Source organism: bacterium, from assembly GCA_035530055.1.
GTDB lineage: Bacteria > UBA6262 > WVXT01 > WVXT01 > WVXT01 > WVXT01.
Map to the genome: position 1 here is coordinate 36,075 of DATKVN010000093.1, position 22,740 is coordinate 58,814.

Sequence of the window (22,740 nt, forward strand, 5' to 3'; positions counted from 1 at the left end):
TTTTTACACTAAAGTCTTACTTAAGATTTCTTTTACTTGCTTGCCAATCAATTCTGAAGTAAAGTTTTCCTGAATTAATTTATATCCATTTTCAGCTATTCTTCTCCGTAATTCTTCATTATCCTTTAATAACATAATTGCATTAGCCAAAGAGTCAGCATTTGCTCCTTCGCAGAGGAAAATGTTCTCTCTATCCACAAAATATTCGAGAATAGCGGGAGTTCTTCCAGTAATTACAGGCTTTTTAAAAGATAAGCACTGAAAGACTTTGTTAGGAACTACCCTCAATGCTTTCTCCGTATTCCCGAATATTCCCAGGCAGATGTGGGCACGGGAAACTACCTCTGGTAACTCGTTAAAAGGAACCCAGTCTCGTAAAACTATATTTTTTAATCCCAGTTCTTCGGCCAACTTTTTAATCATAGGAAAGGTCTGCCCCGAGCCTATCAATTCGAAGCGAATGGCCCTATCCTTCGTCTCCACTATCCTGGCTGCTCGCACAATATGCTCTATTCCCTGCAAGGGAAGGAAGGACCCATAAAATTGAACGAGGAAATTACTTTCTTTTCTATTTTTCTCTTCCCCCCTGGCTTTGAATAGAGAAAAAAGTTCGTCAGGCACTCCTACCGGGACCCGGCTAAATTTACTTCTATCTATTCCAAATTCCCTGGCATAATAATCTGCGTGCGCAAAGGTATCTGCCAGAACTATGTCCGCAAGTTTAAAGGACAATTTGTCTATCCTAAAATTGTGTCTTGCCTGCATGGAATATGGTGCCACTTTCTTCTGGTCGACAACTTTAGTTTCATACCTGGAAACTAATGGGTCAAAAACTACAGGCTTATTGGTTAAAAATCCAAGAAGCTTGGCCAGAGGAACATCTTTGTGCCGAAAAGCAGGAACAAAAATAAAGTCATATTTTATAAGAAAAAATTTAAGATGTTGAAAGAATAGTATGGGATATCTGAGCCAGAATTTAAATTTTGACTTTGTATGGCATTCTACTACTTCCACGCCATTTTTTATAAGACCTTTTTTAATGATTACATTACGTATATATCCAGGATTATAACCCCCAAAAAAACAGACTCTCATTGTGCCTTCCTAATGTCGGGCTCGGGGACGAGCCCGACTACCAGTCATAACGCGAAGCTTTGCTTCGCTACTCCTTCCAATCACAGAAGATTCGTAAATTCTTTTTCTAACTTGTCCACGAGATTCGACCATGTATACTGTTGAATTTTCCTATAGCCTTGCTCTGTTATCCGCTCTCTTAGATTTTTATCTTCAATTAGTCTTCTTATCTTTTTTGCAATTAGAAAAGGATATCTAAAACGAAAAACTAGGGCGGTTTCTCCATCGGCAGCGAAATCTCTCGTCCCCGAAGGAGAGCAGACTACGGGAACCTTGCAAGCCATGGCTTCAGCACAAGGATTGCTCCATCCCGCTCTCTTTTCAGCACTAACAAAAATATCTGCTTGAGAATAGAGCTCGGCCATTCTTTCCTGTGGTAGAGCAGTGTAAAATGTAACGGGAACTCTGGTATGGAGCATTTGACGGGCATCGAGTCGGGGATTGCCCACAGGAGTATCGAATAGCAGAAGCCTTAAAGAAGGATATCTTTTATTCAACAGTTCTACTGCTTTGACGACTTTTTGTATTCCTTTCCTCTTCTTGTAGATCCTCCCATAACAGAGAATTTTTATCTGGTGGTTGTCCTTCTTTGTTTCTACAGGATGGAATATTTCGGAATTTATCCCACCAATTCCCTCAATGCATTCTCTCCTATACTTGCGTCTCAGCATATCACATATTCCGGTAGAGTTTCCCATAACGAGCAATTTTCTATTGATACATACTTTTTGATTGTTTTTGTGCTCAAGAAGGCAATAGAAAATTTTCTTATTAGCTTTGGCTCTTTCTAAGTAATTAAGAACCGAGTAGTCACTGGATATTACAATGTCGTTCTCCTCCAAAGTTACCTGTTCTACGGGTCTTGTCTCACCAGAGAACTCCAGCCAGGTGGGACGACTTCCATCTGAGTGATAGATTCTGAAGGAGTGACCTCTTTTTATAAAATTGTTCCCTATCTCGATATACCTTCTAACCCCTCCAAAAACTTCCACATGCGGAAGTATAGCGGCTATTTTCAATGGATTTTTCCCCTCGACAGTTCCCAGAGTTTCAGATATTTCATAAACACGTAGAAGCTACCTATAATTGAAACAATAAGCCCGTAAATCCCATCCAGATAACCTTTTTTTATCAGGTACATTTTGACGAATTTAGCGAGTGGCCGGAACAGTAAATCGAAGACTCTCGCTCTCTTACCATCTGTAAACATCTCTTCGGCAGCCAGTGAAGTGAACTTATCAATTCTACTTAAATGGTCGGATAAATTTTTATATGAATAGTGGTTTAAACAAGATTTAAGGTAGCCTTTCCTGCCTTCTACTACTACAGACTCATGTACCATCCGCTCGTTAAATCTTCCTTTTCCTTTTCGAAAAAGTCGTAACTTATAGTCAGGATACCACCCACAATGTCTGATCCATTTCCCCAGATAATGATTTCTTCTCGGTATATAGTAACCATCGAAGGATTGGAACTGGGAATTGAGAATTACGAGGATTTCTTTCTTCAATTCTGGCGTAACCCTTTCATCAGCATCTATATTTAATACCCACTCACTGCTTGCTTTTCCTAAGGCCAAATTCTTTTGCTGAGAAAAATTGGTCCATTTGTTCTGGAATACTTGGGAAGTGTATTCTCTGGCAATCTCTACAGTCTTGTCATTACTGAAAGAGTCGACGATTACAATCTCATCTGACCACTTTACACTTTCCAAACAGTGCTTAATGTTTTCTTCTTCATTGTAAGTAATGATAATTATTGAAAGTCTATTCATTTATTTTTCTGATCCTATTGGGCGACCACAGAGTGTCGTCCCTACATTGACGCGGAGCTTTGCTCCGCTACTCTATTTTGAAGCAGAGTTTCGCTCTGCTGCTACAATTTACCTTAAAGGGTGTCTCGATTAGAATCAAAAAATTATCCGAAAAGCCTCCAGTAGAGCCTGTGTCCCCAATGGAAATGTGAGCATCTGCGAATATATTTTCTGAGATTCGCCTCTACTAATCTATTTCCCTTAAAATAGGAGAGGAAGAATCTGAGTTTGTCTGTAGTAGTTAGCGGCGCTTTCCATTTTTCACAAGACCTATTAAAACGAGCCAGATTCTTAATCCTCACTCTCAGGGTGAGGTTCTTCTTAATCTTTGAGCAATCGAAATCAACGAGATAAACTCGAGTTCCTTTTCCTGTATTCTGAATCAATACATTCTTAACATTTAAATCTGCATGGTATATTCCTGAGGCGTGCATTTTCTTAATGGTTTGGGCTAAGGAGTTAATTATTTCTCTCTTTAGAGACATTTTTTCCTCCAGCGGTCTCTCATTGAGCCCCTTCAGGTATTCCAATAAATTGGCACTATCAGGAATCTCTTTATAAGCTATCTCTCCTTTATAGAATGGACCAAAAATCCTGTCGACTCTGGCAGCAAGGACTTCGGGAACAGGGATGCCTTTTTGGGACGCTGCTTCCAGGATAGCCAGTTCCCGAAATGGTCTTGAATTTCCCAAGAAGATGTCTCTTGTTACTTTACGAAATAATCCTCCATGTTCATAGCGTTTTACGAGCATCCTTTCATTGGAACCTTTAATTGGAATACAGGGAATTATGTTCCTGCCCTTGAGTAGACTAACCCCTGGGAACAATTCTCCTTCTTCTTTTATCTTTCTGGAAAGAGCCACTTTTTGACTTAATATCTGGTCTCTATATTTATCTTTTACCAATATAGTAGTTCTACCTATCATTACTTTCTCAAATTGTGGCGGAATTTTCTTGTCCAACCTTTTTCTTAACCTCTGTTAATGACGAGTGCTCCCCCTTTAGACTTCTCAGTTCTCTTAAGCTGGCTTTGAACGGCCTGAAGGACATCTTCCACGGTAATCGATTTCATACAGGTCGGTTCTTTGCAAACTACCCTCGAACAGGGACTGCACGGCAGGTCTTTCTTTATTACCACATGGTTCCTGCCCCAGGGGCGGCTGCGTCGGGGGTCTGCAGGACCGAATAGAGCAATTACCGGAGTACCGCTGGCAGCAGCCACATGCATAGGACCTGTATCGTTGCCCACGAATAACTTGCATTTCCGGGAAAGCGCAGACAGTTCTTTGATACCTGTCTTTGCTATTATCGCTTTTTCTTTCATTAAACTTATTACTTTTTCTATAATTTCATTTTCGCCCGGTCCCTGGAAAATGATAACTTTTGTTTTGAATTCTTTAATCAGTATATCGGACAACTCGGCGTATCTTGGCTCTGGCCACCTTTTCGATTGCTTAAATGCTCCGGGATTGATACCTATCAGTAATTCTCCTCTGTTAATTCCCTTCTCTTCTAAAAACCTGTCGGCCCAATCCTCAGCTTTTGGGCTGAAAGGCAAATAGGGTTCCTTCCTCGCCGGTGCTACTCCCAGGGAAAGGACGATGTTTAGGAACATATCTATATCGTGGACAGGAGCCCTGGGAGGCTCTACTCTTCTGGTTAGAAGTAGATTTCTCAGTGAATGACTATAGCCGATTCGCTCTGGAATTCTACTTAAATAGACAAAAAGAGCAGCTTTATAGGAACGTGGCTGCATAATTATACCCATGTCGAAATTTCTATTCCTTAATGAGCGAATAAACCTAATCTTCCCCTTTAAGGTCTTCTCCTTGCCTCTCTCATCATAAATAATGGTTTCATCTACATTCGGATTGCCATCAAATATTTCTCTCACCCAGGGATTGATTAGAAGGCTTATATGGGAATTGGGGAATCCTTTTTTTAAAGCAGCTAAAGCTGGGGTCATAAACAGTGAATCTCCAATCCAATTTACACCCTTAACTAAAATCTTAGTCATTTCCCAATCCCTTTCCTATCTTTAAAGCAGAGCTTCTCTCTGTCATTACTGACATTTAAAAGATAGTTTGTGATATGGAGTCCTTGCGAAAGCAAGGTTGATTACATCCCTCCCTTTTGGGAGGACTCCAGACCTTTTTAAAGGAATGGAGTAGAAGCTTCCGGTTTTTCCACTTCCTCTTCCTTCTTTGGTTTAGTTCTCCACCTGTTGTGAAACCACCACCAATGTGTGGGATACTGCCGGACAAACTCTTCAATAACTTTGGTAATCTTAGCTGTGACAGTGAGAACATCTTTCTCCTGATTACCGGATATTTCAAACTCGACCGGTGGACCGATAATAACTTTATGTTTATTCACTCCCTGACGCACGTTGAATATGGGAACTATGGGTGCACCTGTCTTTAAAGCCATGACTGCAGGTCCAACAACAGTTCCTGCTGGACGGCCAAAAAAATCGACAAATACTCCGCCTTTTGCTTTGTTTTGATCGGCAAATAGAACGAGTATCTTGTTTTGACGCAAAGCGCCGAGAGATCCACGTACGGCTGTCGACCTGGGACGGGCAGGTATGGAATGGAACCCCAACTGGTCTCTCCATTTCTGGAAGTATTTTTCTACTCTCGACTCATCTGCTGGCCTCACCACCAATGCATATGGATACCCCCGGGAAGTAAGTCCTGTTCCCATCAGTGTAAAATTGCCAAAGTGTGCACAAAGTCCTATTACCCCTTTCCCCCGGGATAGTGCCTGTTTCAAATTTTCTTCTCCCTCTAAGACAAACTGTTCTTTAAATTGATCGAGGCGTGAAGAATTCCCAAAAAGAGAACTCGTTGCCGAAACCAATTCATAAAAACTCTGAGTAACTTCTCGCAAGCAAGCACGATAAATATATTCGATTTCTTCCTTGCTCTTTTCCTTTCCTAAACTCAAAGTGAGGTTTTCTAGAGCTATTTTTCGGTGCTTCCTGGTAAACGGGCGAGAAATGACCTCTAAGTAGCGGGCAATAAGAGGAAATGCTTTTGCGGGCGTAACCGTAAACAACACGCGCATAATTAAGAATGTAACCCAGGATGCGTTTTTTTCAAATCTCTTCTTGAATTTACTTTTTTTCTTTTTCTTTCTCTTCATTTTATTTTAATCCTCTGTTCTGGAAATTGATTCAGTCCCCACAGAAACGGGTTCGATAAATTTAATCCCTGTATTGACGTAGTTGGGCGACCACGGAGTGTCGCCCCTACTTTTTATACGTAGGTGAGCAGGTTTTTTGCTAATATGGCACTCTTTTCGGCAGCTCCCTTATGCGCCTTAACTATTTCCAGAGCAGTCCTTCCCATTCTTTCTAATTCTTCGGGATTTGATAATAACTTAAGGATACTGTTAACTAGCTCTTCTCTATTAGATACTACTCTTCCTGCTCCCCGGGAAATAAAAGATTGAGCTATTTCTTCAAAATTGTCCATATAGGGACCGAAGAGGACCCCCTTTCCTAAACTGGCCGGCTCGAGAATATTGTGCCCTCCCACAGGAACCAGGCTTCCACCTACAAAGACAATTTTTGCCAGAGCATAGAAATGAGTGAGCTCGCCAATGGTGTCCAGGAGAATAATCTGATTTAGATTGTTGCCATGAAATGGAGAAGAAAGTTCTGACCTTCTGGTGAATTTAAAATTTCTGCTATTCAGCAACTTTTCCACTTCGTTTACTCTCTGCATATGGCGGGGCGCAAGAATTAAAACTATCTGAGGATAAGACTTTTTAATTTCTCCATAAACATCAAGGATTGTCTCTTCTTCTCCCCTATGCGTGCTACCGGCAACAAAAATTACCTTGCTTTCGCCAGGACTCCAGAATTGTTTGGAGTCCTCCCGAAAGGAAGGAAGGTAGTTATCTTTTGAATCAAGAAGAATGTCAGTGCCTACATCAAACTTCAAATTTCCTGTTACAGTGACTGTTGAGGAATTAGCTCCCAATGAGATAATCCGCTCTGCATCCATTTGACTCTGCATAATAAATAGGTCGATATTTTCCAGGACTCTGTTCATCAAGAACTTAACCATTTTATACTTTCTAAAAGAGCCCGTAGAAATCCTTCCGTTAGCTACCATTATGGGAACTGTTCTTTTCTTTGCTTCCCTTATGAAATTCGGCCAGAGCTCTGTTTCGGTTATAATCAACAATTTTGGTTTGATGGTATCGAGAACTCTTCTCACTATGCAGGAGAAATCAAGAGGAAAGTAAATGAATGCCCGGGCATCGGGAATTACCTTTCTAGCCATAGTTTGACCAGTAGTGGTTAATGTGGAAATAACAAAATCGTAATCAGGGCATTCCTTTTTAATGGCTCTTATTAAATTCCCCATGGCTACTACTTCGCCCACGGAAGCGGCATGGGCCCAAATGAGGTTTTCATTTCTTGCTCTGTTTATGCTTTTATTCAAAAAACCTAATCTCTGTTTCAGCCCTTTTCTTATTTTCTGAATAAAAAATGGCCAGAAGATAGAGAAGAAGAAAACTAAAAGAATCTGGTAAAAAGTCCAGAAGAAATCGAACTTTTTAATCTTGCCTTTCACGGGTTTTTCCATTTAGAATTTCGCTTTCTTTAGAAGCATAGTAATCTTTCCCATCTTGTTTTGCCTTTCTATTTTTACCGGAAGCTTCCTTTCGTCATTGCTGAGCCACATCTGGGAGCTCTCTGCGTGAACCTTTCCTTCGCTCTTCCATACTACTTCGGTCTTGAGTGCTTTATATTTACCAAAAGGAGTGGCAACTTTTTCAATCCCGATAACTTTTACTTCTACTGAATAGTTTTTGCCGTCATCATTAGCGTCTATAATTAGCGAGTCTCCTTCTTTGAGTTCCTGTGTTCTTAAATAATAAATAGAGGATAAAGAATCCTGAACATAAACAGGAATATCAATCTTTTTCCCTTTATATAAAGCTTGATGTTTTTCCTGGTCGTAAATTATCTCCTTATTAGAGCTATACTTGCCTCCTCTCAATTTCTTTCTTTGCTTCCAGGTAAATATACCCTGTTTATCAATATGCGATTCTATAAGGTCTCTAATCTTGTAAAAGATATCGAAAAATCCCGAGCTCCGAGTAGAAAGGGTCACGTAATAAGCATCCCTGCCAGAAATTTTCACAATCTTCTTTACTCGCATTACCGCAGTCCCGCCAACTACCCCTTTCCACTTAACTATATAGGTTAACTTCTCTCCTACTCGGAAAGCTTTATTCTCTACTTTACGCCAGAGAGAATTTGCCAAGCAACCTATTGAACTACTGTAAAAAATGAGAAAAAGAATAAAAATCAGATATATGATTCTATTTTTCTTTGCCATTCCTCTTTGCCTCGAACAATCTCCAGTTCTACTTTCAATATCCAAATTTCCCAGAAAACCCTGTCGGCTTCTGGAGAAATAATTCTCTCCAGTCGCACTCCATCCTTTTCAGTGGTAACTGCGATTACTTCTCTTTTCTCCAGGTCAGTTCTGCATGCGGTTTCTATTTTCCGGAGGTCATTTCGCTGATAATCGTGGTGGTCGGGAAATTGGAAAATTTTGACGATTTCTGCGCCCAACCCTTCTAATGTCTTCTCAAAGGAATAAGGATTGCCGATACTGGAAAAAGCAACTACTCTTCTATCTTTAATAAAATCTAAATTTTTCTTCTCTCCAGAGAAAGAACCTTGTAGATATTTTGGCCGGTGAACGCTTTCCAGGATTGTCGAGTGAGAGTTGAGTCTTTCTAAATCGCCAATTATCCTGTGTAAATCATCCCGGGAAACAAGATTTGCTCTGGTCAAAAGAAAAATGTCTGCCCTGGATAAGTGTGAGACAGGTTCTCTTAAAGACCCGCGAGGAATTAAATAGCCATTACCATAAGGATCTAAACAATCTATGGTTACAATGTCTATGTCCCTGTTCAAAGACCAGTATTGAAAACCATCATCTAAAACCACAACTTCAGTAGCAAATTTCTCTATTGCATATTTTCCACTGTTTATTCTATTTTTTCCTACAATTATGGAAACATCGGGTAGATTTTTTGAAAGGAGATAAGGCTCATCCCCAGCCTCCCTGGAAGAGAGGATTAACCCCTTTCCGTCGGATACTATCGATATCTTGTTCTTTTTATCCTTTTCCTTCCTCCTTCCATACCCTCGAGATAAAACGGTAACTCTCTTTCCCATTTCTTTGAGTAGTTTAGCTATCATAATTACAGCGGGAGTCTTTCCTGTGCCACCCCATGTAATATTACCCACACTAATTACAGCACAGGGTATCCTGGTTTTAGGGATGACTCCCAGTTTGTAGATGAGCCAACGAATCTTAATCGCTAAATAGTAGAATCGAGATAAGATAAAAAATAAAGAACGAAAAAGAGAATGGATTTTCCCTCTTTCGTTATTTATGCAGGCTAGATAGAAGCCTATTATTTTCTCTCTCATTACATGTTCTTATCTACTCTTTTTCGCCTTCCACTCATAAACGAGGGGACTGGCTATAAATATAGACGAATATGTTCCGATAAATATCCCTATTAAAATTGCAAAAGAAAAATCGTGAATAACAGGACCACCCAGAACGAATATTGCTAAGACCACCAACAGAGTGGTCAGGGAAGTCATCGTAGTGCGGGATAATGTCTCATTAATGCTTGAGTTTATTACCTCAATCAAAGGCTTTTTATATTGCAGCTTGATATTCTCTCTTATCCTGTCGTAGACCACGATAGTATCGTTTATGGAATATCCAGCTAATGTAAGGAGGGCAGCAACAATGGGAAGAGTAATCTCTTTTCCCAATATGGCGAATATACCAAAAGTGATGAATACATCGTGAATTAAGGCTGTTACTCCAGCAAGGCCCCAGATACCTCCTATAAAGCGCCAGGCGACATAGATAATAATGCCTAAGAAGGCGAATAAGAAAGCCTTTATACCACGTTTTTTAAGATACTCACCAACCACGGGTCCCACTACCTCGTTTCGCTCAATGGTAAATTGATTTTGAGGAAACTCTTCTTGGAAAATGGAAGTTAACTTTTGAACAATCTCTAAAGGTCCGACATCCAAACTTTTTACTCTAATGATCAGTACATTGGTATTGGGAAATTTCTGAATGGTAGCTCCGGATAGCTCGTGTCTCAACAGTGTTTCTCTCATCCCTCCTACGGCGATTTCCTGGGAGAAATTTATTTGTACGAGTGTGCCACCAGTAAAGTCTATCCCCAAATTTACTCCTTTGTGAAAGATGGCATACCCTGAGACCAAAATCATAAGTCCCGAAAGGATAAAAGCTTTCTTTCTCTTTTCAATAAACCCGAAGTTCATTTTACCAAAAAATTGCATCCCTCTCTCCTATTTAGTAATAATTGAAAGATAGTTCTAAAGACATGTCTTTTTAGCCAAAAATCGAATCCTGTAGCGGCAAAGCTTGCGCTTTGCTGCTACCTTTCTATATGCTTAGTTTCTCCACTTTTTTACCCACTAAAACCATATCGAAAACCATATGTGTAACCACTAAGGCAGTAAACATGCTAATTAATATACCTAAAGAAAGCGTGACCGCAAAACCTTTTACCGGGCCCGTGCCGAATTGAAACAAGAAAGCTGCTGCTATCAATGTAGTCAGGTTGGAATCGAGAATGGTCCTGAATGCCTTCTGGTATCCTGAATCAATTGCTACTCTGACCGTTTTGCCTGCTTTTAACTCTTCTCTGATCCTCTCAAAAATCAAAACATTGGCATCTACTGACATGCCGATGATTAAGATGATGCCAGCGATGCCAGGCAAGGTTAGGGTTGCACGAAAATAAGCCATCATTCCCAAAAGTATAATCAAATTTAAGATGAGTGCTAAGTTGACAACCAAGCCAGATAACCTGTAGTAGATTACCATAAAGAGCATTACGCAAATAAGACCAATTCCCGCGGCCACTACTCCAGCACGAACTGAGTCTCTTCCCAGGCTGGGACCCACGGTTCTATTCTCTATGATGTTAACTGGTGCAGGCAAAGCACCCGCCCTCAATACAATAGCTAAGTTCTTGGCTTCCTCCATGGTGAAGTTTCCTTCAATTATTGCATGGCCATCAGGGATCTTACTCTTGATTACAGGAGCTGATTGCACTCGCCCGTCAAGAACAATAGCCAGGTTTCTCTCAATGTTGATTTCTGTTATCCTGGCAAATTTTTTGGCACCGTCCTTATTGAAATCGATAGCTACATAGGGCATATTATACTGGCCACCTATCTCTACTTTGGCATTGGTCAGTGCTGCCCCAGTAATTTCCGGCTCCTCTTTCAATAAAAATAATGTTTCCATCTTCCCGGGCAGGACTTCATAACCAGTGGGAATTTTGCTGGGATCAACTTTTCCTTCAGAATCTAATACCTCGCTTATTCTGACTCCATCATTGACCAATTTGAACTCGAGTAATGCCGTCTTTCCAATAAGTTCAATCGCTCTTCCGGGGTCTTTCACTCCAGGTAATTCCACAACGAGCCACCTATCTCCCTGACGAGCAATTAATGGTTCGGCCACGCCGAATTGGTCTACACGATTGCGTATGACCTCTAATGCTCTTTCCATAGCATCGCTGGGGGAAGTTCCTTCGGGAAGTCTATTTAAATCAACTTCCAAAACCAGATGCATTCCTCCCCTTAAATCGAGGCCCAGCTTCAGGATTTTGCCCAGAATTTTATCTTTCCTCTCTTCCAGCTTTACCCTTTCCTCAGGAGATTTACTATACCATTGGTATGTCGGATATAAATATGCTAGCGCCAATATAACAATTATTGCTGTAAGGATTGCTTTCCACTGAATTGATTTCTGCATAAATATCTCCTAAATGCCTATTGACATATGAAAAGCGCCTAAAGCAGTTTAATTTTATTAATAAGCAGTTCAAAATTGCATTTTAAAAATTTTGCTGCTCGCCGACACATTATCATTCTTTTCAGAAATATCTCAAAGTACTCCATCACCTGGGAAGCTTTGGTATCAATGGTGAGTTCTAATGTAATTATCTTCTTGGCGTGGTTTACTCTCAGAAATGATTTCTTCGATGCGTAATTTACACGGTCGTGAATATCAAATATCTTTAGATTGGGACGCACTCTCGATTGATGAACATCCGACTTGTCAGCTAGAATAACGGCTGCAGCAATGGCATTGATGGGACCACCGGTCTCCTCTTCATGATTACCAATCGCCCCGGCAATCAAGGCAATTTCATTACTATCCATCTTCAAGCTTTCCAAAATTTCAATAGCTAACAGCGCTCCACTCTGCTCATGACGCGTCCTACCGATCATATTTCCCATGTCGTGGAGATAACCAGCAATTGCAACCAACTCTGTTAATCGTTGATTATATTCTAAGTAGGTTAAGATATTATGAGCAATATTGGAAACCAACTTAGCGTGACGCTGCCCATGCTCAGTGTAGCCCACTGCACTCATATATTGGTCTGCCGCTCCCAGGAAAGCAATCACCCGAGGATGCTGTTTAATTTCTTCAATTGTTACTCTACTCATTTTTCCTCTTTTCCTTGCTCGGGACTGGCCGGTAATTTGACCACTGTGGCAATTGCACTTTTGGAAATAACTACTTTTACTCCTTCAGCAATCTTCAAATCCACAACATTGCCTTTGATTGCACTTACTATCCCGTGAATTCCGCCAGAAGTAATGATTTCATCTCCCTTCTTTAGGGCATTGAGAAGATTCTGGTGTTCTTTAACTTTCCTCTGTTGAGGACGAATCAGAAGAAAATAGAAAACAAAAAAGATTAGAACTAGAGGCAATAAGCCTCCAAATGCACTACCTCTGGAAGCCCCTTCCGCTCCTCCTGGACGTTGACCCAAAGCATAAACAAGATCCATTAGATACCTCCATGTTTATATTAATTAGTGAATTTTTTCACTATCATTATGCCACTTTTTTAAAAATTCTCTTTTTGCTTCCTCATAGCGATCCTGTTCAATCGCCTGACGAATCTGTTTGAATAATTTTACCATAAAATGCATATTATGTAAAGTGTTTAATCTTAATGCCAAAATCTCCCCTGCTCTAAAAAGATGGCAGAGATAGGCTCGGGAAAAGTGACGACAGGTGTAACATCCACATTCTGGATCGAGAGATGCAAAATCGTCTTTGTATTGAGCATTTTTAATTACTACTTTTCCTCGGGAGGTGAACACCTGACCGTTGCGGGCATTCCTGGTGGGCATAGCACAATCGAACATATCGATGCCCTTCTCCACAGCTTCCCATAGTTGTTGAGGCTCTCCCACTCCCATTAAATAGCGTGGCTTGTCCTCGGGAAGGAACGGTGTAGTGTAGTCCAGAATCTCATTCCGTAAATCCTGCGGTTCTCCCACGCTCAAGCCGCCTATTGCGTAACCTTCAAATCCAATTTCTATCGTCTCCTCAGCGCTCCTTTTCCTTAAGTCCTTATGCATCCCTCCCTGGATAATGCCAAAAAGCCATTGTGAATTTGGCGATGAGTGGTGATTGTTGAATTCCTTTTTGCACCGTCTGGCCCATTTCAATGTCAATTCCATCGACTGCTGGGCGTAATCTTTCCCGCAGGGATAGGGAATGCACTCATCAAAACAGGTTATAATATCGGAAGCTAAATTAATCTGAATCTCAATAATTTTTTCCGGGGAAAAGAAATGCTTAGCGCCATCTATATGCGACTGGAACTCTACCCCTTCCTTGCTTATCTTTCTTCGGTCGGCAAGACTGAAAACTTGATATCCGCCACTATCACTTATAATTGGTCTATTCCAGCCCATAAACTTATGGATACCACCAGCCTTCTTTATTATCTCCACTCCCGGTCTTAAGAATAGATAGTAAGTATTGCTGAGAACTATCTCTACTCCTGCCTCTTCCAGTTCCTTGGGCGACAGGGTTTTTACTGTACCTTGAGTCCCTACGGGAATAAACACAGGAGTAGTGATTACGCCGTGGGTAGTTACAATTCTACCTATTCTCGCTTTTTTACTCTTCTTTAATACTTCAAACGTTTTTTTCATTACATTGTTTTCTTTATTGAAGTTTCAAATGATGAACATAGCATCGCCGTAACTGTAAAAATGATACTTTTCCTTTATGGCTTCTTCATATGCCTGGAAAATATTCTCCTTTCCAGCAAATGCTGCCACAAGCATTAAAAGAGTAGATTCCGGCAAGTGGAAATTGGTAATTAACCCGTCTACCACTTTAAATTTATAGCCAGGATAAATAAATAGTTCTGTCCAGTTCTTTCCTGGTTTTACTACGACCTTCTTTTCCAATTTGGCAGAAATTGATGGTGGTTTTTCCTCTACACAACATGATTCTAAAGCTCTTACCGTGGTGGTTCCCACGGCAATGATTCGCTTTCCCTTTTCTATAGCCTGATTAATTGCTCTGGCAGTAGCCCCACTTAATTCAAAGTATTCGGCATCCAGTCTATGCCTGGTAATTTCAGCCTCTCTTACTGGCCTAAAAGTTCCCCAGCTTACGTGCAAAGTGAGGGGTACAACCTTTGCTCCTTTAGCTTCGATCCTGTTCAATAGCCTCTTGGTGAAGTGGAGCCCTGCAGTGGGAGCTGCTACTGCCCCTTCCTTTTTTGCAAATACCGTCTGATACCATTTCTTATCTTGAAGTTTAAATCTATCGTGAGAATTTCTTTTAATATAAGGAGGAAGGGGAACTTCACCAATCTTTTCCAGGTTCTCTGGGAAAGTTCCTGGAAAGTCGAATCCAAAGATAAATTTTCCTCCTCCTGTAGATAAAACCTTGCCCAGTAAACAAGGAATTCCTGGAGAACGTGAGCTTGCCCAACTGTTCTTCCAGAAGAGCACTTCAGTCTCTTCCCTTATTCTCCTTGCTGGCCTGACTATTGTCTCCCAAACTTCTTTGAAATTCTCTCTTTTTCCGCAAGAACTAGTAGTTATCTTTTCCGTCTTTGCCAACCGCCTTAACAGGAGAACTTCTACTTTTCCTTCAGTATCCTTTTTCCTTCCTAAAAGCCTGGCTCTTATTACTTTTGTATTATTAATTACCAGTAAATCACCAGGCTCGACCAGTTTCACTATGTCAACGAACATCTTATGCTCTGTCTGACCTGTTTTTCTGGATAGTACCATCAGTCGACAGTGGTCTCTGGGTTTAGCAGGTGTCTGTGCAATAAACTCTCCAGGCAAGTGATAATCGTATTCGCGGAGTTGGGTTAATCTTCCCATTTCTCAATCTTTGTTTTAGGATAATAGTATCGCAAAATCTGTCGATAGTTGGCTCCCCGTTCAGCCATACCCTTAGCTCCCCATTGACACATACCTACCCCATGCCCCCACCCTCGGCCATAGAACTTTATTCTGTTACCTATATGTTCCATGGCAAATAGTGTGCTCTTGATGAGGTTGGGACCCATAACCATCCTGAAAGTGCTTGCTCTAATTTTGAGGCGACCTCGCTGGTGATAGATTTTTAAATAAGTTACTCTACCAGAGGAACTTCTCCCTAAAATTTTAATCTTCTTGATCTCTTCGAGATTGTATCCTTTTTCATTTAGTTTCTGTTCAAGCATTTTTTTCTTTATCGTCTTTTCCCAGTAGTACTGGTGAGTCTTTTTACAAAAAGGGCAGACTACTCCTTTCAAATAAGGAAATCGTTCTTCTCCTTCCCAGACGTTGGTTACATCTTCTGTGTATCCTCCACAATTACTGTGAAAGAAGCTCTTTATAAGCTCTCCCTTATAAGTAATTACCTCTCCTTGGGTCAGGTCGACTGCTTTAGACGTGCGCGAGTCTTCTGCTTCCCCACCACCATATACTTGAGAGGTTATTGTAGCTGAAAGGTCGAAACCTTTTTTATCGTACTTTCCCAAATTTTTCATAACGTAGGTCCGGGAAACGACTGCCTGGGCTTTAAGAGCTTCTATAGACCATTCCGGAGAGACTTCCCGGGTCATTACCCCGTAAAGGTATCCTTCTACTCCCAGTTCGTTTATTACATTTAAGTTCCTTTTACTGTTTAACGAAATTTTAATCCCATCCCGGTATCTCCGACCATTAACCCTGAGCATCTCACCATCAGAAAGGGAATTGAACCGAAGCGATGGGCTGAATATTTCATTCCCAATTCTTATTCCTTTAGAGGTAGACAAGATTAAATAGATACTACTGCTCTTCAGTTTAACATGCCTTCCCGTTCCTAAATCGATGACTTCAAAACCATCGTCCGCACTGATATTGGCTGAATAGACATTTTCTAAAATCCCTATGCGAATAATTGTTTCCGGCAAACGGTTCCCGGCTAAAGACGGTGGGGACAGAAGTATGGGAAGGATTAAAAATATCAATCTGAAAAATAAATTAAATTCTTTTCTCATCTATTTTCTCTTTTTCACTGAAAATGCATCCACAATAGTGCTGTCGATAAAGGTCCATCTTCTTGGAAATCTCTATGCCTTCCTTCCACCCAAGGCGAAAGTCTGCATAATAGAAATTTATATTATACTCATTTCTAAGTTTTTCGCAAATTTTTTTTATTATTTCGTGTTCCTGAAATTTGCTATATAAAAGTGTTGTGGAAAAATAGTCGTAGCCTCCTTCTTTTGCCTCTTTTGCCAGTTTCTCTAACCTTAAATCATAACACTTTTCACATCTTTTCTCTTTCTTCCAGGACACAGGAGTTCTCCCTTGGCCCGCAGAATGGACAGGCAAATCAAATTTTCCTCTGGTTGCTTCCAGCCACTCCTCTAAAGCATACTCGTCTTTCCAGATCATCGGTAGCTTTTCTTTCTGGGAAAAATAACCCATAGTCATCATCCTGTTTTGATACTCGCTATAAGGGTGTATGTTGGGATTATACCAAAACCCGGTGATTTCTAAATCTTTTCCTTCCATTTTTACTTCGCGCAGCTTCTTTAACGGATAAAAGGCGCAACCTGCACAACATACATGTAATAAGAGTCTCATTTAAGTTTCTCTTCTTGGGATAATTTAAATAAAGCCTGTCTTAACTTACAGGCTTTAGTGGAGTAGCAGGTTTTAACCCGCGTTATATAATAGAGTAGTCCTAATTTATCGAGACATTATTATAATGGAGTACTAAAAATGACTCTGACCCCTTTTCCTCTTTTCCTAAAATAGTTCTTGTTGGTCTTTAATGGAATTCTTGGGTAACTTTAGATGTTCGTAGGCTAATTTAGTGGCCATTCTTCCCCGAGGGGTGCGCTCTAGAAATCCAGATTGAATCAGGAAAGGCTCATAAACATCGGTTATGGTTTCTGTCTCTTCGCCTACAGCTACTGCTATTGTCTCTAAACCTACCGGCCCTCCGGAAAACTTCTCCATGATTGTAGTCAAAACTTTCCTGTCCATACTATCCAATCCCATCCCATCGACCTCGAACATCTCCAGAGCTTTCTGGGCAATCTCCTCTGAAATTCTCCCGTCTCCTTTGACCTGTGCATAGTCACGCACTCTTCTTAGAAGTCGATTAGCTACCCTGGGCGTAGCGCGACTCCTGTGGGCAATTTCCCTGGCTCCAGCCGGGTCAATAACAATATTTAAAATTCTTGCTGAACGAAGAACTATCTGTTCCAGTTCGCTATCCGTATAGAAATTGAGACGGGCTACAATACCAAATCTTTCTCTTAAAGGAGATGTCAAAGAGCCTGCCCGGGTAGTTGCGCCGACTAAGGTGAAACGGGGAAGCTGAAGTTTAATGTTTCTGGCGCTGGGGCCCTGGCCGATTATTATATCTAAATTATATTCTTCCATTGCCGGATATAACGCTTCTTCAACCATACGGTTAAGTCGATGGATCTCGTCAATAAAGAAAATATCTCCATCAGAAAGATCGGTTAGAAGAGCGGCCAAATCGCCAACTCGTTCCAGAATAGGACCGGAAGTTGTCTTTATATTAACTTTTAATTCTTTAGCAATTATGTAGGCAAGCGTGGTTTTCCCTAACCCCGGAGGGCTATAGAAAAGGCAATGGTCAAGAGCTTCTTTCCTCTTCTTTGCTGCTGCAAAAAATATCTTAAGATTTTCCTTTAACTTTGTCTGGCCCACGAACTCTTCTAACGTCCTGGGCCTGAGTGTATAGTCGAACTTCCTCTCTTCTTCGTTCTTTACAGTGGGTATGGTAATCTTCTCTTGCATTTTACCCCATTTTTCATAAATATTTTAATGCCTGCTTAATTATTTCTTCAGCCTGAGCATCTTTATCTATGGTTTCACATACAGAATTTACTGCTTCTTTTGCCTGGAAAACTTTATACCCTAAAGCGACCAGCCCACTTATGGCATCGGCAATTTCCTGTTCGTTTCTGGCAGCAAATCTTTCCTTTCCGGCAAAGGATAAGACTTCTATCTTGTCCTTCAAACCTATGATCAACTTCTCTGCAGTCTTTTTGGTCAGGCTAAAAATTCCTGTTAGAACTTGCGTATCTCTGGCAATTACCGCTCTTCTGAAATCGGGAAAAGATTTGGAAATCTTGGAGAGAATTTCCAGCGCGCCCTTGGCTCCTATCTTGGAAATTGACCGCAGAATGAGAAACACTTCTCTCTCTTCCAGAGTTAGAAACCCGTAAAGTGTGTTTCCTTTGCCGTACATAGATGCTGATATCCATGTGTAAATTTTGACTTCCCCTCCTGGGGAAGGCAGTTTTTCATACGTAGACAGAGGAATGGAAATCTTGTAGCCCACTCCTTGAGCTTCCACAACAATATGGTCAGTTTCTTTGTCTTCTAATCTTCCTCTTAAAAAGTCGAACATTTTTTAGTTCCCATTAGCCAGCAATTTGAACGGGAGTCTCACACTTATTCTCACTTTCCCAGTTTAGCCATTTTCTGGGAATTGAGATGACAAAGAGCTACAGCCAGGGCATCTGCTGCATCGTCGGGTTGGGGTATATCTTTTAGTCCTAATAAAATCTTGAGCATCTTTTGCATCTGTTTTTTTTCTGCCCGCCCGTAGCCAACCAGAGCTTGTTTAACCTGGAGGGGAGTATATTCAGCTACAGGCAGATTTGCTTGGACTGCTGCCAGAATAGCCACTCCTCTAGCTTCTCCTACACTTATTGCTGTCTTTACATTTTTAGCAAAAAAAAGCTGCTCTATAGCAGCAATGTCTGGTTTATATTTTTTAATTATTTTACTGAGTTTTTTATGTATCTCTTCTAACCTTCTTGAGAAGAGACTCCTTTTATCAGTGTTTATACACCCATATGCCTCAACTTTATAAGTTACTTCTTCTGTCCTGTTTATAATCCCCCAGCCTAAAGCAGCTATGCCCGGGTCGATTCCCAAAACAACCACATTCTTCCCCTAAAAGTTAACTTATGATTTTCAAGACACCTTTTCCATTATCTCCTTCGGTATATCGAAGTTGGCATATACATTCTGAACATCGTCATTATTATCTAACCCGTCCATAAGCCTCAGCATCTGCTCAGCCTTTGCTCCCTCAAGTTTAACGTAGGTCTGTGGTAGCATAGTTACCTCTGCAGAATTTATCTCAATATTTTTTCCCTCCAGGGACTTTTTTACCTTTTCAAAATCCTGGGGTTGAGTGATTATCTCGAAAAGGTCCTCATCATCTGCCTTTACATCCTCTGCGCCGGACTCCAGGGCTATTTCTATTAGTTCTTCTTCTTTTATCTTCTTCTTATCTACGGAAATGTATCCCTTCTTGTTAAACATCCAGCCCACACAACCCGCATCTCCTAAGTTTCCCCCGTGTCTGGAAAACGTTTTTCTTACTTCTGCAGTTACACGGTTCTTATTGTCAGTGGTTATTTCTACTAAAATTGCTGCTCCACCCGGACCATAACCTTCATAAACCAATTCTTCATAAGTTACGCCTGGTAACTCTCCTGTACCACGTTTAATCGCTTTCTTGATATTGTCCTGGGGCATATTAACTGCCCTGGCTTTGTCAATGGCAACTCTCAGGCGAGGATTGCCAACAGGATCACTTCCTCCTTGCCTTGCTGCCACAGTGATTTCTCTTATAATCTTGCTGAAAATCTGGCCTTTTTTAGCATCTATAGTAGCCTTTTTATGCTTTATTCCAGCCCACTTGGAATGTCCAGACATTTCTCCAGTACCTCCTTATATGAATCCCGCCCCTGCATCAGGGGTTGGATAAATCAGAGAGATTGGTTTTAGGTTATATTATTTTATCATAAAACTTTACCTTTTGTAAAGAGAAAACCTGGGATAAAACGTCTGTTCAAAAGCAGCTAAGGAGTTCTACATGCAATAAACTCTAACTACGCAATGTTTAAACTTTGAAGGTGGCTTCGGTGGTTATCTTCCTTCTTCCTTTGCCTTTTGGTAAGCTTCAATTAGAGGTTGAGTAACATTTGGCGGTACTTCTTCATAATGAGAAAACTTCACTTTATGTTCTCCACTCCCCTTGGTCAATGAGCGCAAGTCTGTAGCATAATTGAAAAGTTCTCTCTCGGGAATTAATGCTTTTATCACCTGTTTCTTACCCTCACGGTCCATGCCTAAAACTCTGCCTCGCCGACTATTTAAATCTCCCATTACACTGCCCATGAACTCCTCAGGAACAATCGCTTCCACTTCCATAATCGGCTCTAAAATAAAAGGCTGTGCCTGTTCCACCCCTTTCTTAATGGCCATGCTACCGGCAATCTCAAAGGCTAAATTGGAAGAGTCGACATCGTGGAAACTACCATCGTAAAGAGTCACTCTGACATCCACTACAGGATACCCAGCAATTATTCCCTTTTCCATGGATTGCTTAACTCCCTTCTCCACTGCGGGAATATATTGACTGGGAATTGCACCACCGAAAATCTTATTAACAAATTCGAACCCTTTCCCTTTCTCTAAAGGTTCGGTTTTAATCCAGCAATCGCCATATTGCCCACGACCTCCGGACTGCTTCTTATATTTTCCCTGAACATCGGCAGCAACGCGAATGGTCTCCTTATAGGCAATCTTAGGCCTTCTCAATTCTACCTCCACGCCATATCTCGCTTTCACTCTTTTGGACATAATTTCTAACTGGAGACTGCCCATTCCTGATAAAATCATTTCTTTCGTCTCTTTATTCATCCCGGACTTCAAAGTAGGATCTCCACGCATGGCTGTAGCTAAGGCATTGGCTATCTTCTCTTCTTCACCTTTCGACGTGGGATAGACAGCCATGTTTACCACTGGTTCGGGAAAGCTTATCTTGGAGATGGAAACCCTCTTTTTTGGGTCACAAAGCACATCATTCGTCCCCGTATCTTTTAGTTTAACCACGGCAATGATGTCCCCTGTTTCTCCTTCCTTGGCATCAATACGCGTTTTTCCCTGCACAAAGGCAATTTGCCCTATTCTTTCAGAGGAACTTTTAGTGTTATTAATCACATCCAACCCGGTTGATGCTTTACCTGAATATATCTTTAAATAGTTTATCACTCCCAGATGGGGCTCAGAAAAGGTCTTAAACACCAATGCTGAAAATGGGCCATTGGGATCAATCTTAACTTCTCCCTCTCTTTCCATAGGCGAAGGCGCATATTCTACCAGAAAGTCGAGAAGTTGACCGATGCCAATATTTTGTAATCCCGAACCACAAAGAACAGGCACAATTTTGTGCTCCACAATTCCTTTCTTAAGAGCGCTTTTAGTCTCTTCCGGGCTTAATTCCTGACCTTCCAGATACTTCTCAATCAACGTGTCTTCTGAAGAAGCGATTACCTCGATCAGTTTTTCTCTATATTCTTTAGCTTTGGCTACCATTTCTTGGGGTATTTCCACTTCTTTCCCTTCTACTATAGCCTTGTTAGTAAGCAGATTAATTAATCCGGAAAATTTGTCACCAGAACCAATGGGGATAGAAATCGGCGCAACATTGGGAGTCAATTTCTCTTTCAAACTCTTTTCTATTTTATCGAAATCGGCATTCTCCTTATCCATGCGATTAATGAAGATTATAGATGGTTTTTCACTTTTCTGAACATATTCCCACTTCTTTTCGGTTCCCATTTCTACACCGCTGGAAGCACAAACGTTAACAATGGAAATCTCCATAACGAAAAGAGCTCCTATCACTTCACCAACAAAATCGGCATACCCGGGAGTATCGATGATATTGATTTTTTTATCTTTCCATTCGCAGAAGGCGATCGACGAATTGATAGAAATCTTCCTCTCAATCTCATCCGCATTATAATCGCAAACTGTATTGCCAGAGTCTACTTTCCCTAACCTGTCTATAGCCTTCGCTGAAAATAAGATTGCCTCAGCCAATTGGGTCTTTCCTGTTGACCCACTACCCACTATAGAGATATTTATTAGGTCTTCTGTCTTATACTTCTTCATTGCATCCTCCCCGTGTAGATTTGAGCGTATACCCATCAAATTTTATTTTATGATAAATTAATTTAAGTGTCAAGTTAAAAAATCCCTCAATGGTCACCACCGTGCTAAAAAAGAAAATAAAAAAGGAATCCGACCAAAAATCGGATTCCTTAATAGAGCTTATTCAGTCTAATCTCTGTTTTTACAGCCCTAAACTCAAGCTTAATCCGCCAGCATAAGTAATCTCATCTACAAAACTAATCTCACCTTTTATTGAAAGAAAAGACCAAAATGATATCTTTCCACCTAAAAAAGGACTAATGTCACCACTACTTCCCTTTCCCGTATCACCCTCTACTTCGTCCTTCCATCTTATCCAATTATGAAAGAATTTCACCCCAGCATAAGGTGTTACCATTCCTATTTTCTTACTTGCC

General features: G+C 40.8%; 23 protein-coding genes. All 23 read right to left on the minus strand.

The features are described 5' to 3' along the window. Positions 1-3: 3 nt before the first annotated feature. Positions 4-1,095 carry a glycosyltransferase gene (locus VMW39_07130; GenBank protein HUW23785.1) on the minus strand — a complete coding sequence of 364 codons (1,092 nt, stop codon included), beginning with the start codon at positions 1,093-1,095 and terminating at the stop codon, positions 4-6. 80 nt (positions 1,096-1,175) lie between these two features. Further along, positions 1,176-2,153 (minus strand): glycosyltransferase family 4 protein, encoded by a 978-nt coding sequence (locus VMW39_07135; protein HUW23786.1) that lies wholly within the window; start codon positions 2,151-2,153, stop codon positions 1,176-1,178. Beyond that, positions 2,150-2,908 carry a glycosyltransferase family 2 protein gene (locus tag VMW39_07140; protein ID HUW23787.1) on the minus strand — a complete coding sequence of 253 codons (759 nt, stop codon included), beginning with the start codon at positions 2,906-2,908 and terminating at the stop codon, positions 2,150-2,152. The genes VMW39_07135 and VMW39_07140 overlap by 4 nt, the downstream gene beginning before the upstream one ends. 143 nt (positions 2,909-3,051) lie before the next feature. Beyond that, positions 3,052-3,909 (minus strand): lipopolysaccharide kinase InaA family protein, encoded by an 858-nt coding sequence (locus VMW39_07145; GenBank protein HUW23788.1) that lies wholly within the window; start codon positions 3,907-3,909, stop codon positions 3,052-3,054. 8 nt (positions 3,910-3,917) lie between these two features. Next, on the minus strand, positions 3,918-4,964 hold the full coding sequence (gene waaF, locus VMW39_07150) for a lipopolysaccharide heptosyltransferase II (GenBank protein HUW23789.1): 1,047 nt from the start codon (positions 4,962-4,964) through the stop codon (positions 3,918-3,920). A 137-nt stretch (positions 4,965-5,101) separates the two neighbouring features. Continuing rightward, on the minus strand, positions 5,102-6,094 hold the full coding sequence (locus VMW39_07155; GenBank protein ID HUW23790.1) for a lysophospholipid acyltransferase family protein: 993 nt from the start codon (positions 6,092-6,094) through the stop codon (positions 5,102-5,104). Positions 6,095-6,207: 113 nt separating this feature from the next. Continuing rightward, positions 6,208-7,548 carry a 3-deoxy-D-manno-octulosonic acid transferase gene (locus tag VMW39_07160; protein ID HUW23791.1) on the minus strand — a complete coding sequence of 447 codons (1,341 nt, stop codon included), beginning with the start codon at positions 7,546-7,548 and terminating at the stop codon, positions 6,208-6,210. Next, positions 7,549-8,307 carry a DUF3108 domain-containing protein gene (locus VMW39_07165; protein ID HUW23792.1) on the minus strand — a complete coding sequence of 253 codons (759 nt, stop codon included), beginning with the start codon at positions 8,305-8,307 and terminating at the stop codon, positions 7,549-7,551. After that, the gene (lpxK, locus tag VMW39_07170) at positions 8,277-9,416 is read right to left on the minus strand and encodes a tetraacyldisaccharide 4'-kinase (protein ID HUW23793.1); all 1,140 of its coding nucleotides are present in this window, start codon (positions 9,414-9,416) and stop codon (positions 8,277-8,279) included. The genes VMW39_07165 and lpxK overlap by 31 nt, the downstream gene beginning before the upstream one ends. A gap of 9 nt (positions 9,417-9,425) precedes the next feature. Next, positions 9,426-10,319 (minus strand): protein translocase subunit SecF, encoded by an 894-nt coding sequence (gene secF / locus VMW39_07175; protein ID HUW23794.1) that lies wholly within the window; start codon positions 10,317-10,319, stop codon positions 9,426-9,428. Between the two features lie 106 nt (positions 10,320-10,425). After that, a complete protein-coding gene (gene secD, locus VMW39_07180) occupies positions 10,426-11,808 on the minus strand; it encodes a protein translocase subunit SecD (GenBank protein HUW23795.1) in 1,383 nt (460 codons plus the stop codon). A gap of 38 nt (positions 11,809-11,846) precedes the next feature. After that, positions 11,847-12,509, minus strand: a complete 663-nt coding sequence (locus VMW39_07185; protein ID HUW23796.1) for an HD domain-containing protein — start codon at positions 12,507-12,509, stop codon at positions 11,847-11,849. Then, entirely contained in the window at positions 12,506-12,856 is a 351-nt protein-coding gene (gene yajC / locus VMW39_07190; GenBank protein HUW23797.1) for a preprotein translocase subunit YajC, read from the minus strand. The genes VMW39_07185 and yajC overlap by 4 nt, the downstream gene beginning before the upstream one ends. Positions 12,857-12,880: 24 nt before the next feature. Beyond that, entirely contained in the window at positions 12,881-14,017 is a 1,137-nt protein-coding gene (gene tgt, locus VMW39_07195; protein ID HUW23798.1) for a tRNA guanosine(34) transglycosylase Tgt, read from the minus strand. Between the two features lie 24 nt (positions 14,018-14,041). Beyond that, the gene (gene queA / locus VMW39_07200; protein ID HUW23799.1) at positions 14,042-15,211 is read right to left on the minus strand and encodes a tRNA preQ1(34) S-adenosylmethionine ribosyltransferase-isomerase QueA; all 1,170 of its coding nucleotides are present in this window, start codon (positions 15,209-15,211) and stop codon (positions 14,042-14,044) included. Next, positions 15,199-16,359 (minus strand): SpoIID/LytB domain-containing protein, encoded by a 1,161-nt coding sequence (locus VMW39_07205; protein HUW23800.1) that lies wholly within the window; start codon positions 16,357-16,359, stop codon positions 15,199-15,201. Before VMW39_07205 ends, queA begins: the two co-directional genes overlap by 13 nt. Then, the gene (locus tag VMW39_07210; protein HUW23801.1) at positions 16,343-16,948 is read right to left on the minus strand and encodes an epoxyqueuosine reductase QueH; all 606 of its coding nucleotides are present in this window, start codon (positions 16,946-16,948) and stop codon (positions 16,343-16,345) included. Before VMW39_07210 ends, VMW39_07205 begins: the two co-directional genes overlap by 17 nt. Before the next feature lie 165 nt (positions 16,949-17,113). Then, complete coding sequence (gene ruvB, locus VMW39_07215) at positions 17,114-18,139, minus strand: Holliday junction branch migration DNA helicase RuvB (protein ID HUW23802.1); 1,026 nt, start codon at positions 18,137-18,139, stop codon at positions 17,114-17,116. A gap of 13 nt (positions 18,140-18,152) precedes the next feature. Continuing rightward, positions 18,153-18,755, minus strand: a complete 603-nt coding sequence (ruvA, locus tag VMW39_07220; protein HUW23803.1) for a Holliday junction branch migration protein RuvA — start codon at positions 18,753-18,755, stop codon at positions 18,153-18,155. A 50-nt stretch (positions 18,756-18,805) separates the two neighbouring features. Further along, positions 18,806-19,297: a crossover junction endodeoxyribonuclease RuvC gene (ruvC, locus tag VMW39_07225; protein HUW23804.1), complete on the minus strand. Its 492-nt coding sequence runs from the start codon at positions 19,295-19,297 to the stop codon at positions 18,806-18,808. A 30-nt stretch (positions 19,298-19,327) separates the two neighbouring features. After that, positions 19,328-20,077: a YebC/PmpR family DNA-binding transcriptional regulator gene (locus VMW39_07230; protein HUW23805.1), complete on the minus strand. Its 750-nt coding sequence runs from the start codon at positions 20,075-20,077 to the stop codon at positions 19,328-19,330. Positions 20,078-20,290: 213 nt separating this feature from the next. Beyond that, on the minus strand, positions 20,291-22,324 hold the full coding sequence (fusA, locus tag VMW39_07235; protein ID HUW23806.1) for an elongation factor G: 2,034 nt from the start codon (positions 22,322-22,324) through the stop codon (positions 20,291-20,293). Positions 22,325-22,505: 181 nt separating this feature from the next. Next, on the minus strand, positions 22,506-22,740 hold a 235-nt coding region (locus VMW39_07240; protein ID HUW23807.1), incomplete at its 5' end, for a hypothetical protein.